Annotated in this window: 13 protein-coding genes; 9 read left to right on the plus strand and 4 right to left on the minus strand. The window is 43.4% G+C overall.

What is annotated here, in order from left to right; all coding sequences use genetic code 11:
• Window positions 1–79: 79 nt before the first annotated feature.
• Window positions 80–979 carry a DMT family transporter gene (locus tag KHA99_RS00905; RefSeq protein ID WP_213115554.1) on the minus strand — a complete coding sequence of 300 codons (900 nt, stop codon included), beginning with the start codon at window positions 977–979 and terminating at the stop codon, window positions 80–82.
• 239 nt (window positions 980–1,218) lie between these two features.
• Here KHA99_RS00905 and KHA99_RS00910 point away from each other — a divergent pair, with 239 nt between their 5' ends.
• The 3 genes from KHA99_RS00910 to KHA99_RS00920 all read left to right on the plus strand — a co-directional run bounded on the left by KHA99_RS00910 (window position 1,219) and on the right by KHA99_RS00920 (window position 4,267).
• Entirely contained in the window at window positions 1,219–2,409 is a 1,191-nt protein-coding gene (locus tag KHA99_RS00910) for an aminotransferase-like domain-containing protein (RefSeq protein WP_213115555.1), read from the plus strand.
• A 167-nt stretch (window positions 2,410–2,576) separates the two neighbouring features.
• Window positions 2,577–3,347 (plus strand): cyclase family protein, encoded by a 771-nt coding sequence (locus tag KHA99_RS00915; RefSeq protein ID WP_213115556.1) that lies wholly within the window; start codon window positions 2,577–2,579, stop codon window positions 3,345–3,347.
• 14 nt (window positions 3,348–3,361) lie between these two features.
• On the plus strand, window positions 3,362–4,267 hold the full coding sequence (locus KHA99_RS00920) for a fumarylacetoacetate hydrolase family protein (RefSeq protein WP_213115557.1): 906 nt from the start codon (window positions 3,362–3,364) through the stop codon (window positions 4,265–4,267).
• Window positions 4,268–4,294: 27 nt separating this feature from the next.
• On the opposite strand, the gene KHA99_RS00925 is transcribed toward KHA99_RS00920, so the two are convergent.
• The gene (locus tag KHA99_RS00925; RefSeq protein ID WP_213115558.1) at window positions 4,295–5,098 is read right to left on the minus strand and encodes a cytochrome c oxidase assembly protein; all 804 of its coding nucleotides are present in this window, start codon (window positions 5,096–5,098) and stop codon (window positions 4,295–4,297) included.
• Entirely contained in the window at window positions 5,085–5,588 is a 504-nt protein-coding gene (locus KHA99_RS00930; protein WP_213115559.1) for a DUF2243 domain-containing protein, read from the minus strand. The genes KHA99_RS00925 and KHA99_RS00930 overlap by 14 nt, the downstream gene beginning before the upstream one ends.
• Window positions 5,589–5,754: 166 nt before the next feature.
• On the opposite strand from KHA99_RS00930, the gene KHA99_RS00935 reads away from it, so the two are divergent.
• From KHA99_RS00935 to KHA99_RS00945, 3 genes are all read left to right on the plus strand, one after another.
• Window positions 5,755–6,762 (plus strand): TAXI family TRAP transporter solute-binding subunit, encoded by a 1,008-nt coding sequence (locus tag KHA99_RS00935; protein WP_213115560.1) that lies wholly within the window; start codon window positions 5,755–5,757, stop codon window positions 6,760–6,762.
• Between the two features lie 79 nt (window positions 6,763–6,841).
• Window positions 6,842–7,375, plus strand: coding sequence for a DUF1850 domain-containing protein (locus KHA99_RS00940; RefSeq protein WP_213115561.1), 534 nt, complete (start codon window positions 6,842–6,844; stop codon window positions 7,373–7,375).
• The gene (locus KHA99_RS00945) at window positions 7,362–9,317 is read left to right on the plus strand and encodes a TRAP transporter permease (RefSeq protein WP_213115562.1); all 1,956 of its coding nucleotides are present in this window, start codon (window positions 7,362–7,364) and stop codon (window positions 9,315–9,317) included. The genes KHA99_RS00940 and KHA99_RS00945 overlap by 14 nt, the downstream gene beginning before the upstream one ends.
• 68 nt (window positions 9,318–9,385) lie before the next feature.
• Here the strand turns inward: KHA99_RS00945 and KHA99_RS00950 are convergent, their stop codons facing one another.
• Window positions 9,386–10,966 (minus strand): acetolactate synthase large subunit, encoded by a 1,581-nt coding sequence (locus KHA99_RS00950; RefSeq protein ID WP_249366379.1) that lies wholly within the window; start codon window positions 10,964–10,966, stop codon window positions 9,386–9,388.
• A 150-nt stretch (window positions 10,967–11,116) separates the two neighbouring features.
• Here KHA99_RS00950 and KHA99_RS00955 point away from each other — a divergent pair, with 150 nt between their 5' ends.
• The 3 genes from KHA99_RS00955 to KHA99_RS00965 are packed head-to-tail and all read left to right on the plus strand — an operon-like array spanning window position 11,117 to window position 14,258.
• Window positions 11,117–11,773, plus strand: coding sequence for a PIG-L deacetylase family protein (locus KHA99_RS00955; protein ID WP_213115564.1), 657 nt, complete (start codon window positions 11,117–11,119; stop codon window positions 11,771–11,773).
• A complete protein-coding gene (locus tag KHA99_RS00960; RefSeq protein WP_284037837.1) occupies window positions 11,770–13,065 on the plus strand; it encodes a glycosyltransferase family 4 protein in 1,296 nt (431 codons plus the stop codon). The genes KHA99_RS00955 and KHA99_RS00960 overlap by 4 nt, the downstream gene beginning before the upstream one ends.
• Window positions 13,066–13,079: 14 nt before the next feature.
• Window positions 13,080–14,258 carry a carboxylate--amine ligase gene (locus KHA99_RS00965; protein ID WP_213115566.1) on the plus strand — a complete coding sequence of 393 codons (1,179 nt, stop codon included), beginning with the start codon at window positions 13,080–13,082 and terminating at the stop codon, window positions 14,256–14,258.
• Window positions 14,259–14,269 lie beyond the last annotated feature (11 nt).

Raw genomic sequence — 14,269 nt, forward strand, 5'->3', positions numbered from 1 at the left:
AGGGTCCTGTTTTCCACACTCCTAAAGCTTAACGCTTTAATGGTGTTGGGGGACAGGACCTTTAACGTTTTTATCACATTTAAGCAGTTTGGATCAGGCCTTTTTTATTTTTATTGCTTGACGTTTGGTAGCTTGTAAAAACAGCTCCTGCGATCGTTATAATACCTCCTAAAAGGGTTATAAAGGATATTTTCTCATGTAGGAGCAATACTCCGAACACGACGGTCCAAACGGGCAGTAAATTGATAAATGGTGCTGCAAGTGCTGGTCCAACCATTTCGACTCCAGCACTCCAGGAAAAGAAGGCTACAACCGAAGCCAGTGTACTTACATAAATGACAGCCAGCCACGCCGAGCCGGTCATATGAATCATTCCCGTATCAACTGTGCCGATACAGCTTAATGCGCTTAGGAGGGTGCCGTAAAAAGATGCTCCGGCAGTCATGGTCAGCGGGTCTATACTTTTCCCATATTTTTTGCCGAGAACCGTATACATTCCCCAAGCCAAACAAGATAACAGAATCTCAATTTCTCCGATTAGGGAGCTTTGGGACGCCCCGCCTTGTTTTCCCTGAATTAAAATCATCACGCCAATCACGGAAATGATAGCACCAATCCACGATTTAGCATGAATTTTATCCTTTAAGACAAACGGAGTAAATAGTAAAATGGCAATCGGAATCCCGGCAGAAATCATTCCTGCGTGCGAAGCGCTTAATGATCTTAATCCTAAGTAATTTAAGGTTGAAAAAGCAAAGACCCCAAAAAACCCAAGAATCAAAAATTCCTTCCATTTTTTTAAGATAGGGAAATCCATTTTATTAAAAGCAAGTATTCCCCAAAGAAGGATCGTCGATATTCCCCACCGTATCGTGTTTAGCAGTGTTGCCGGCAGAGCCGGTGCCAGAAAACGTCCGCATATGTAGTTACCGCCCCAAAGAATAGTGGCTAAGATTAATAGTGCAACACCTTTTTTCATGTAGATTACCCTTTCTAGTTAGTCTGAAACATTCTGTTTATACTATTAAATTATAATACTACTTTGAAAATATTTAGGAAAGCGAATGGTTTCAATTTTTCAAAACATTTAGAAATAAATTCTTGCATCTAAGGATTTTATATTATACTATTTAAAATAATATCAATTTTCAATTATATGCTTTAGTAAAATAGCATTATATTGAACTATTTATTTTTCAAAAAAGGAAGCGACTAACATTGAATTATCCATTTGCATCTCGTACTCAAAGCTTTGAATCATCTGCTGTCAGGGACATCCTAAAGGTAACACAGCAGGCACATGTCATTTCATTTGCCGGAGGACTGCCTGCCGAGGACATTTTCCCAGTGGAAGCGGTAAGAACTGCCTACGATAAAGTTTTTTCCTCAGGAAACAACGCCTTACAATACGGTTTGACCGAAGGCTTTATTCCGCTTCGTGAAATGATTCAAGTAAAAATGGAGCGTAAGGGGATTAAATCTTCCCCTGAAAATATATTGGTAACAACAGGATCCCAGCAGGTTATTGATTTGTTCTCAAGAGTCATGCTAAACGAAGGGGATGTCGTGCTCACCGAGGATCCTACATACCTATCAGCCTTACAGGTGTTCCACTCATACGGAGCAGAGGTAATTGCAGTACACAGTGATCAGGAGGGAATGGACCCAGAGGATTTAAAGGTTAAACTGGAACAATACCAGCCTAAATTTGTTTATGTAATTCCAACTTTCTCAAATCCAGATGGCAAGGTTTGGAGCGCAGAAAGACGCCAGCAATTACTAAACCTTTGCTATCAATATAATATTCTTATATTAGAAGACGATCCATACGGGGATATTCAATTCCATGAACACGAGCATTACCAGCCGCTGGCATCACTTGATGAGCAACGTACCCATGTCGTTTATACGAGTACCTTCTCGAAATCCGTTGTTCCTGCACTGCGCACAGGCTGGGTAACCGGTCCGATCGAAATCATTCAAATGATGGCGAAAGCCAAGCAAATGAACGATTTGCATTCAAGCAGTCTAGACCAACAGGCTCTTTATTATTTGCTGCGTGATTTTGATTTGGATTCCCATATTCAGACAATCCGCCGAGAGTATTATCATCGAATGACGATTATGCGGGATTACCTTGCAAAGCTCGGCACTGACTTGTTCAAATGTGCTGAACCCAAAGGCGGCATGTTTATGTGGGTGGAAGCAAATGAAGAGATTAACACCACCGCGTTGCTTCACCAGGCAGTTGAAAAGGGTGTAGCCTTCGTGCCAGGTGCGCCATTCTATGTAGGTCAGCCAAAGTATAACACCTTCCGCCTAAACTTCAGCCATTCTTCACCTGAACGGATTCAGGAGGGGATGGACCGGTTGGTAAGTGTCCTGCTGAAGCCGGCGCATTCTAAATAAATTTAAATTGAAAAAGTGTTAAGGATTAATTTCCTTAACACTTTTTTTGATGAGTTAATACTCACTCATTGGTAAATTTCGACAACATTTTTAACCTATATTTGTTATGATTTCAGTCGTAAACGGAAAATGTCCAACCTATACCTTTACGGAAAAGGGGTAATTAAATGAACCGCAGCCAATTGCGAATCATTGATTTAAGTGTTCCATTGGATATTAGGGCTAAGGAGCCGTTCCCTCCTGAAATCATCTATGAATCGCACGAACAGGGGGCCGAGCAGGCGGCCAAAATCCTAGGCTTAAAGGCCAGTGATTTTCCGGACGGCGCTGCCTGGGCGGTAGAAACGGTCACGCTGACAACTCACACCGGAACACATGTTGACGCTCCGTGGCATTATGCGGCCAAAACAGCCGGAGAACCATCTAGGACAATTGACCAACTTCCGCTCGAATGGTTCTATGGCCATGGAGTTCTCTTTGATTTTAGCGACAGGGAAACGGGCTATGAAATCAAAATAGAAGATCTGGAAAAGCAATTGGAAGAAATGAATTATCAGTTGCAGCCCTATGATATCGTCTTAATCAGGACGGATGCTGACAAAAAATACTTCGAAGAAAACTACGCGGCAATGCACGCAGGCGTTTCGGCGGATGCAACACGCTGGCTCATTCAAAAAGGAATAAAAGTCATGGGAACAGACGGTTGGGGCTGGGACATTCCGCTTTATCATCAGGCCGCCGATTATAAGCAAAATCCGCGTGATGGCGTCCTGTGGGCGGCCCATTATGTTGGAAAGGAAGCAGAATATTGCCAAATTGAAAAATTAGCAAACTTGGATTTACTGCCAAAACGTTTCGGCTTCAAAGTAGCGGTTTTTCCGGTGAAAATAACAGGTGCCAGCGCAGGCTGGGCGAGACCAGTTGCCATTTTTGAATAAAGGAGAAAATAGGAATGAAATTTATAACATTTATTGATGCAAACGGCCGCCAAAAAGCCGGCTGGATTAAGGATGAGTACGTCTATGATATGAATCTCGTCAGCAACGGTGAGCTGCCTGACAATCTATTAGAATTAATTAAAAATTACAATGCATATCTGCCTATCCTGAAGAGTTTGGAAGACCTTGCAAAGCCGTCTTATCAGTTAAGCGAGGTTCAATTAACTGCACCGCTGCCGAACCCGCCGAGTGTAAGAGACTTTATGGCCTTTGAACTTCATGTATTGAATGCCAGGAAACTAACTGGCCGCAAGGTACCCGAAGAATGGTATGAAATACCTGCTTTTTATTTTACCAACCATTTAGTTTTGTCGGGCCACAATCAAAAAATAGCACGCCCGCCCGGCTGCCAAGCATTGGATTATGAACTGGAGCTGGGCTGCATCATTGGCAGAGAAGGGAAGAATATCAATGCAGAGGATGCCGAGGATTATATTTTTGGCTACACCATATTCAATGATTGGTCAGCACGTGACCTGCAACAGAAGGAAATGAAAATTGGTCTGGGGCCAGCAAAAGGGAAAGACTTTGCGACAACAATCGGACCTGTCATCGTCACTAAGGATGAGCTTGAAAAATATCGTTCCGGCCGTGGCTTTGATTTAACGATGACGGCCAAGGTAAATGGAGAATTGCTTTCGAAAGGAAATGCCAAAGATCTCTATTACTCATTTGGGCAAATGATCGAAAGGGCATCAGCTGGAGTCACGCTCTACCCGGGAGATATCCTTGGATCCGGCACCGTTGGAACAGGCTGCCTTCTGGAGCTTGGACAAGAGGTTCACAGTTGGTTAGAGCCCGGCGATACCGTGGAGCTGGAAATCACCGGGATCGGAAAATTGAAGAACCAGATCATTTAATTCTTATTTGAGACATTTTTTACTTTTTCAGAGTGTTCTGCTTTCTGAAGCTGCCTTCACGCGAGGGCGGCTTTCTTTATACCACTGATAGCAAAAAATAACGACAATAATAAGATCAATTGCATCGCCTCCATAGTACATTAACATACCCCCTAACTCAGCCTGCCCAGCTGGAACTCCTGCAGGCGGATGTGCATAGATGTACTTGGAAAGGATTCCGTGCCCGGCAAACGCTGCTACCATCACAATTCCACGGTATACAAAGCTTCTTCGATGCGGTATTGGATCAATATAAACATGCGCGGAGGTAAATATATATCCTCCAAGAAAGACATGTAAATGGACTGCCACGTAAACAAGGGTGTGTTTATGCATAGTCAAATAAAGGTCACTTGTATAAAGAACCCAAAGTCCTCCGACGTTTAGCAGGGAAGCAACAACCGGATCACCAAGAAACAGAAAGTACCTCTTTTTTAAAAAGGAAACTAGTCTCCGCGCTGTGATAACATTCAATGTTCTTAGGATTAGTGTCAGAGGAGCCGCTAGTACCATTAACAAGGGAGCCAGCATGCCTAAAAGCAGGTGGCCGAGCATATGTGCGGTAAAATCCTGATGTGCCCGCACAGCTAAGGGTCCGCTAACCGCGGCAACAGCACAACATATAGCTAAAACAAAGAAAAATGTCCGGTTCGACGGCCATGATTTTTTACGGTATTTTAATAAGGAAATTGCTAACAGATACAAAAATAATACCAGCACGAGCGGTATTAAAAGGACAACCTGTAAAAATGTATCGTCCAAATAGTGAGTAACATGATTATTGGAGTGCATTTTCTGTCAGCTCTCCTGAGGGCGAAGATTTTCTCCGTGCCCGGCGTAGAAGAATGAAGCCTGCGATTATCATCATAATTGCTAGAACGTTCCACACGATGTCATAGGGAATGATTTCAACGTTATAGCGAATCTGGTGCAGCTTCATCAGTTTGTGCTGTATGATGCCATCATATAGATTAAATAAACCTGCACCGAGGCACATGCCTGCTGACCATCTTGTTGTCTCCCATGCGTTCCGGCGCCGCAAGTCTGCCACCATAAACAGTGCCCCTACAGTCGCAATCCAACTAAATGCGTGGAAAAGTCCATCAGAAACCAGACCGATACCAGTAGTGGATTTGTCATAGAAGTGATGCCAGTGGAGAAGCTGGTGAAAAACAGTTTCATCTATAAATGCCACTAATCCTAGACCAAACAGGAAGCCCGACCAAACATTTCGTGTAGAATAAACTTCTTGCTTATTTTTTTGTTTAATCGTTACAGCCATATTACCATCCTCATTATTTTCCTATTATTACTTTATCCGAAATAGAAAAGCCATAATCAAGAATTAGGACTAAAGCACCAATTTAACCGTAAATGACAAGTTTCCTCCTTCTACTTAATAAAAATAGTTACGACAGATAGAAAATTTTTAAAGGGGGATCTTACAATTGAAAAAGAAAAAGTTTCTTCTCTCTATGATTTTTGTTGTGGTCATGTCTATGATTCTGGCAGCATGCGGTTCCAGCACGAAGGAGGAGGAAGAGACCACAACCGGGACAAGCGGCGGTGAAAAAGCAGAAGAGAAGCCAAAATTCATCAGTATTTTGACCGGTGGAACAGGCGGGACCTATTATCCACTGGGCGGTTCTTTTGCGAAGATTATTAAGGATGCCACAGGAATCGAAGCAAACGCTGAGACTTCAGGAGCTTCCGCAGAAAATATGAACACCTTAAAAAATGGTGACGGAGAAATTGCTTTCACCCAGACCGATATTGCGGCTTATGCTGTTGACGGTAAGCTGATGTTCAAGGAAAAGGTCGGAAATATTAAGGCCATTGCCACCCTCTATCCGGAAACCATTCAAATTGTCACGACAAAGAAATCAGGTATCAAATCCATAGCAGATTTGAAGGGGAAAAAAGTTTCTGTGGGAGCACCAGGTTCCGGAACAGCAGCAAATGCAGAGCAAATTCTCGAAGTGCATGGCCTTAGCTTCAAGGATATTCAAAAGCAGGACCTTTCCTTTGACGAATCGACTCAAGGAATTCAGGACGGGACGATTGATGCAGCATTTGTAACGGCAGGTACGCCAACTGGAGCCGTAGAAAGTCTATCTGCCACAGAAGACGTGGTGATTGTTCCAATTGCCCAGGATAAAATCGACGCGCTGATTAAAAAGTATCCTTACTATATCAAGGATGAAGTTCCACCCGGTACTTATGGACTCAGTTCTGTGGTTTCTACTGTAGCTGTCCAGGCCATGCTTGTAGCAAGAAGTGACCTGTCCGAACAAGTCGTATACGATATTACGAAAGCCATTTTTGAAAATCTCGATAAAGTGACCCATGCCAAAGGGAAGCTCATTAAAGTGGAGAATGCCCTAAATGGGGTAGGGATCGATGTCCATCCGGGAGCAAAAAAATACTTTGATGAGAAAGGCGTCAAAGCCCAATAAAACTATCTTGTTCACATATGTTGACCGGCTCTGGCAAACGCTAGCCGGTCTCGTTTTCTTCATTATTTAAGGAGGAAAAATGAAAATCCCTAATATAGCACAAATAATCATTGTGCTAGCAATCTGGTTATCTATCCCTATACTCGTAATAGCATGCATTCCACTCCGGGAGGCGCTTGTGTTCACACCAGTCCATTCAAGTTCCAAAGCCGCTTTTATTCTATTAAACAATGAATCAACCTTTCAAATTAAGTACACCCATTCGATCCACCTGTCTGATGTAGTGGAAAGCTACAAGATCACCGCTGATCAGCAAATCCAGCAATATGAATTGGAGTATGAGGATACATCAATCGGAATGCCGGCCAATGCCGAAAAGGGAGAACGATTTGAACAACTTAACGGAAAGTATTACATCAAGAACATGAACCGAATTTTCCCATCCTTTTATTTGCGAATCGGACAGGTCCGGGCCAATCACCGCGTGATTTTTAATCATAAGGAATATCCTTTATCGCATACCATTAAACCGGGAACAGTCGTTAAAGTAGAAATACGGAAACTGAATTTATTTCAAATTTGGAAAGGAGTGAACATCCTTGAGTACTTATGAGGCAGCACTGTCTGAAGAACAACAGCAGGAGCTTTTGGAAAAATACGACCCGGAAGCAGGAGCAAGAAAGCTGAAGGGCAGGATTGGCTGGATTGTGTTTGCCATTCTGTTGGCCTTTTCTTTATTTCATCTCTATACGGGAATTTTCGGAGTGTTAACTGCCCAACTGCAGAGGTCCATTCATTTAGGTTTTGCATTAGCATTAATTTTTTTACTTTTTCCGGCTAGCAAGGAAAAACGCGGGAAAGAGCATAGGGTTGCCTGGTACGATTATATTTTAGCTGCTATTTCAGTGGTTGTTGGCGCCTATTGGCCGCTCATGATTGATGACTTGGTGTTACGGGCTGGCATGCTAACCGATCTTGACTTTTATGTAGGTTTGGCAGCGATTCTATTGGTGTTGGAAGCAACCCGCAGAGCGGTCGGTCTTCCCATCGCAATTATTGCCATAGTTTTTATGTTGTACGCACTTTTCGGCCCCTACATGCCCAGCTTTTTAGCGCACCGCGGCCTGCAACTGGACCGACTCGTACAAACGATGTTTTTTACGACGGAAGGCATTTTGGGCACGCCGATTGCGGTGTCAGCTACCTATATCTTTTTGTTCTTACTATTTGGTTCTTTTTTAATCAAAACAGGAGTAGGCGAGTACTTTAACGATTTGTCGATAGCGATTGCCGGCCGAAGTGTCGGTGGACCTGCCAAGGTCGCAGTCTTCTCAAGTGCCCTGCAAGGAACAATCAGCGGCAGTTCTGTCGCCAATGTCGTAACCTCTGGGGCCTTTACAATCCCGATGATGAAAAATCTTGGTTATAAAAAGGAATTTGCTGGGGCAGTTGAGGCCTCCTCATCAACCGGAGGACAGTTGATGCCGCCGGTAATGGGAGCAGCGGCCTTCCTCATGGTCGAGTTTATCGGAAACGGGATTTCTTACTGGGACATTGCTAAAGCTGCGGCGATACCTGCTGTCCTGTATTTTACCGGAATTTGGATTATGACTCATTTCGAAGCTAAGAGAATCGGTCTTCGCGGGTTGACAAAGGAAGAGATGCCAAACCGGAAAGAAGTATTCAGCAAGCTTTATTTATTGCTTCCGATTGTTGCCATCGTTCTGTTGTTGATGTCCGGGATGAGTGTAATACGCGCGGCTCTTTGGTCAATCGTCATCACCGTGGTAGTAAGTGCGATTAAAAAAGAAACCAGAATCGGTTTTAAAGGAATCATCGACGCGTTGGCAGATGGCGCGAGGTCGGCTCTCGGAGTGGCCGCCGCTACGGCAGCCGCCGGTATCATTGTTGGGGTGGTGACGAAGACGGGGCTGGGCCTGAAAATGGCGAATGGCTTGCTCGATTTATCCGGCGGATATTTGTTGCCGACTTTATTTTTGACAATGATCGCTTCTCTGATATTGGGCATGGGTTCTCCGACGACGGCCAACTATGTCATCACCTCCACGATTGCCGCACCAGCCATCATTTTATTAGGGGTTCCAGATTTATCAGCCCATTTATTCGTGTTTTATTTCGGGATTGTCGCTGATATTACACCGCCAGTGGCCTTAGCTGCGATGTCTGCAGCGGCTATATCGGGAGGTGAGCCGTTCCGAACAGGGGTGGAGTCAACCAAACTGGCGATCAGCGCCTTCATCATACCGTATATGTTTGTGTTGTCACCGGAATTGCTGATGATAAATACAACCTGGATGTATTTGATTTGGGTGGTTTTTACGGCGTTTATCGGGATGATTGCCATCAGTGCAGGTGTAATTGGTTTTTGGATGAGAAAAATGCACTGGGTAGAACGGATTGTAGCCTTGATTGCCGGTTTATGTTTGATTTATCCGGAAAAAATAAGCGACATTATCGGGCTGGTGGCGTTCGCGCTTTTATTTGCCTTACAGGTAATAAATAAACGAGGAAATGCTGCTAAAACAAGCGCGTAAACACAAGGCGGTTCCACCAAAAAGGTCTATGGTGGATCCGCCTTTTTATATCCCGTTATGGGTTACTTTCAGATGGAAACATCAATCAAAACGATTTCCTCTGAGGCAAGTGCCTCTTTAAAAACTTTTTCAAAATACGACAACGTTTCAACCCGGAAACCTTTAATGCCGAAGCTATCGGCCAACTGGACAAAATCAGGATTCCCGAAGGTAAGGCCGTAGTTTTCTCCAAACATTTTGTTCATAATTTGGACTTCAAGTTTGAGCATTGAGTCATTTAAGACAATGATGATAAAAGAAAGGCCTAAACGCTTGGCGGTTTCGATTTCGGAAATATTCATTAAAGCTCCGCCGTCTCCGGTAATGCAAATAACCTGGTCGGAAGGGCAGGCAAGCTTCGCTCCAATGGATCCCGGGATGGCAATCCCCATTGAAGCCAGCCCATTTGAGATAATCGTTCTATTCGGCTTTTTAGGCTGATAGGTTCGGGCAATTGCAACTTTATGGGCACCTACATCGGAAATCACAATTGCGTTTTCGTTGGAGCATTTTTCAACTATATGAAGAATGTTTTCGATCGTTAAATTTGAATCGGTTTGCTCTGTTTTATAAGCCATTTTTATTTTTTCCTGAAGACCGCCTGATGGGGCCCATGTTTTGTGCGGAAGCTTTTGCTGCACAAGCATTTCAAGTGTTTTCTTGATATTTCCAACCAATTCAGCTTGAACTGGGTAATACTCATTGATTTCTGCCGGAACTGTATCAATATGGATAACCGGCAGCTTTTTCGGATTCCACTCCTTTGGCAGTTTTTCCACAAAATCAAACCCTATGACAATGAGTGAGTCTGCCTCTTCTAGTCCAGCTAAAACTTCGTCCTGCTCATTAAAGCCAAATGTAAAATATTGCTGAGGGTGGTCTTTTGGCAGCACCCCTTTGGCCATAAAACTATGTGTGACAGGGGCATCGAGGGCCTCGATAAAGGAGAGCAGTGCGTCCCCCGCATCCTGACGGATGACCCCGTTTCCGACAATAACAAACGGTTTTAGGTGGTTTTCAATAAGCCGGACTGCAGATTTTACGGAGTCCATGTCAGGAATAATTTCTGGAATCGGTGCCACAGACAGTGGCAGGTTCGGAATCATTTGCGCTGCCAGATTTTCTGGCAGGGTGACCACTATAGAGCCGGGTTTTTCTAATTTTGCCGTTCTGAAAGCTTTTCGGATGGCAGTTGGAAGGAATTGAGACTCCAGTATTTGCGTGCACCATTTTGTGACCGGTTTAAACAATTTGACGATGTCGACAAATTGATGCGATTCCGGATGCTGCCTGTTCAAGCCCGCCTGGCCGATAATGGCCACGACCGGTGAATGGTCGAGCTGGGCACTGGCAATGCCAGTAATTAGATTGGCGGCACCGGGTCCAAGTGTGGACGTACAAACACCAGGTTTATTAGATAACCTCCCATAAACATCTGCCATAAAAGCGGCACCTTGTTCGTGCCGGACATTTACAAACTCGATCTGCTCCGATTTTGACAAGGATTCGGCAAAATCAAGCGTTTCCTTTCCGACAATTCCAAATATATATTCCACACCTTCGTTCTCTAGGCATTGTACAAGCACATCCGTTACTTTCAAATCAATCATCTCCCCAAAATTTTTTCATACTCTAGTTTTTACCAAATAAAGTCCAAAAAATCTGCCCGTTTTCTTTGTTCCTGAACGGGTGTCCATGTCCCTAATACACTTTTAACATATAATTACAAGAAACCATTTTTTATCAGGTGAGGTGGAAAAGTGAATCAGACAGTTCTCGTGGTTGCTGCACACCCGGATGATGAAATCCTCGGAATCGGCGGAACCATAAAAAAATTAATCAATCACGACTATAAGGTTGTGACCGTTGTTGCAGCAAAAGGTAGGAAGGAAGAGGAGAATCATATCAAGCCCTTTATGCAACAAGCAAACGAACAACTAGGGGTGGAAGAAAGCGTTTTTTTAGAAATGCCGAACCTGTTATTAGAAATGATGCCCTTGCACGAACTTAATAAGGAAGTGGAAAAACTAATCGCCCAATATGACCCATGCATGATTTTTACCCATCATTATGGCGACCTAAACCGAGATCATCAGGTTCTGTTTCAAGCGGTCCTTACGGCAGCCCGACCGCTGCCCGGCAGGCGACCGATAGAGATTCTCTGCTTCGAAACAGTTTCCTCGAGCGAGTGGAGTCAGCACACAAATGACAAGGAATTCAAACCTAATTATTTTGTCGATATATCCGATACCATTGATGATAAAATCAGTGCCCTAAAGCATTATGATGTTGAAATGCGCCCTTATCCGCATCCACGTTCTTATGAGGGAGTCACCTATTTGGCTCGAATCCGCGGGATGACGGTCGGTGTCGAATATGCCGAAGCATTTGAAATCATCAGGAGGGTATGGAAGTGACTGAAGAACAAAAAAAAGACCAAACCTCCACACAAATCTTATTCCCGCAGCTCATCTCCCAAATGGACAAATATTATGGATTAACGGAACAATTGGAGGATAATAGGAAAAGGTGTCAAGCACCTTCATCCATAAGTTCTCAAAAATATAAATTGCGTATTTTGATTACAACTTTTTGGGATTATCCGATAGTGGGGGGCTTGCAGAATTATATTGCGGCCTTGAAGATCGGGCTTGAGGATTTGGGTCACCAGGTTGATGTTTTGAGCCCGAATCAATTTCCAAGAGATGAAGTGAAAAAGCTTCGGTCAGTGATTACCGAAAATGCAAAACAATTTTTTATTAACCGTTACGGGAGTTATAATCAAAAAATTTTAAGAAATTATTGTGATTTATCTGTTTATGAAGCTTTGGCAAAAAGGGTGGATTTACAAGAATACGATATTATTCATTCGCAAGATCGATTCACTGCACTGGTGATGGCAAAATTAAATCAGCACTATAACAAACCTCACTTATTCACTCCTCATGGATTCATGACCCAACGCCGTCTTAAGTTCAATCTAATTGAAAAAGGGTCGGTAGAGGAATTCTACTTTTCTGAAATTGATAGACAAGCCGTAATCAATGCCAGCCATATCGTCATCTTATGCGAAGTTTTCAAGCCTCTTCTGAAAAATCTAGGAGCTCAAAACGAAAAGATGACAACCGTTTATACGGGTATCCAATTTGAAAGAGTGAAAGCGGCGAAGCAGGAGGATAGCGTTGTGATTACCTGTGTTTCTCGTCTTCGCCCGCGCAAGGGCCATAAATATTTATTCGAGGCCCTTGCCCTTCTTAAAAAAAAACTAGGTAATGTAGAAGTCCGCATTGTCGGTGACGGGGAGATGCGGGAGGAACTCGAGAAGCAGGTTCAGGAACTTCAACTAGCGAATGTTAGATTTTTAGGAAAGAGGACTGATATTCCAGCATTATTAAGCGAATCCGATATCTTTGTCCTGCCAACGACAAGTGATACTCTGCCGATTTCTGTCATTGAAGCAATGTTCGCCAAGCAGGCCATAATTACAACTGATTGCGGAGGTATTCCGGAGATCATCCGAGATGATTATTCCGGACTGATTGCAGAGCCCGCCAATTCCAAACAGCTCGCGAAAAAGCTCCTCAGGCTCGTAAAGAAACAGGATTTAAGGAAAAAATTAGCAACACAGGCACAGAAATATGCGAAAAAACATTTAACTGTGAATTATATGGCTCAAAAGATAGCTGAAATCTATCAATCTTTATTATGAAAGGAGGGAAACGTGTGCATCACGATATCCCTGCCGTCGTACTTGATATGAGTGCCACCGGAATCGGTATCGTCAGAAGCCTGGCACAAAAAGGAATTAAGGTTTACGCGTTTGATACTTTAGGAAAATACAAAATTGGTAAAACGCGGCATGCCATTTGCGGCGCCTGTCCAAATCCGGTAACCGAAGAAGAGGAGCTGCTCTATTTTCTCTGCCAAGTTGGTCATAACTTTCCGCAGAAAGCGGTCATGTTAGCAGGCTCAGATGATTATGTTCATTTTATTTCAAAAAATAGATACGTTTTATCGCAATATTATCGTTTTTTATTGCCAGAGCACGCTCTTATCGAAGCAGTCCTCGATAAACGACTCACCTATGAATTAGCCGTTAAATACTGCGTTCCCTGTCCAAAGACTTTTATCGTAAACGACGAGCATCAGCTAGATCAAATTATCGGTCAACTGATCTTCCCCTGTATTTTAAAGCCTGTCCATTCCTCTCATTTTCGCTCTAATATTGACCACAAGCTGTATAAAAAAGCCATCTTGATTGAAGAAGCCGCTCAGCTACAAGAGGAATATCTTTTTTATCGTCAATATGGAGAGCTAATGATTCAAGAAGCCATACCAGGTGAAGAGAATGCCATTTTCTCCGTTAAAACCTTTTTTGATAAGAAGATGGATTTAAAGGGTCTGTGGATGAATCAAAAGCTCCATCAATTTCCGCCGCACTTTGGCTCTTCGGCACTGGTCGTCAGCAAAAGGGAGGAAGAAGTCATCGAGCTTGCTGTACCATTTCTAAAGTCAATTGAAATGAAGGGATTGGCAATTGCTGAGTTTAAGAAGGATCCTAGAGACGGAAAGTTTAAATTCATCGAAATTAACCCAAGGATTGGCTTGACTCAAGGCTTATCGATTGCTTGCGGCGTTGATTTAGCATATTTATATTATTTATCACTCACGAATCAAAATCCGGATCCGGTCGTAGTGCAGAAAGATGGAATCAAATGGGTCTACTTTGTTCGTGATTTCTTGTCTTACCGGCAAAGGAAAAGACTTGGCGAGACGACATTTTTCCAGTGGCTGAAGGGGCTTTCTGGGAAAAAAGTCGAAGCGCTGTTCAGGTGGGACGATCCGCTTCCGTTTATTCGCAGCTTCGTCTCGCATCTTCGAAATTTATGGGGCAGGCATTAAAAAATTTGTAT

Origin of the sequence: Neobacillus rhizophilus (assembly GCF_018343535.1) — a bacterium.
In the GTDB taxonomy this organism is placed as follows: domain Bacteria; phylum Bacillota; class Bacilli; order Bacillales; family Cytobacillaceae; genus Neobacillus; species Neobacillus rhizophilus.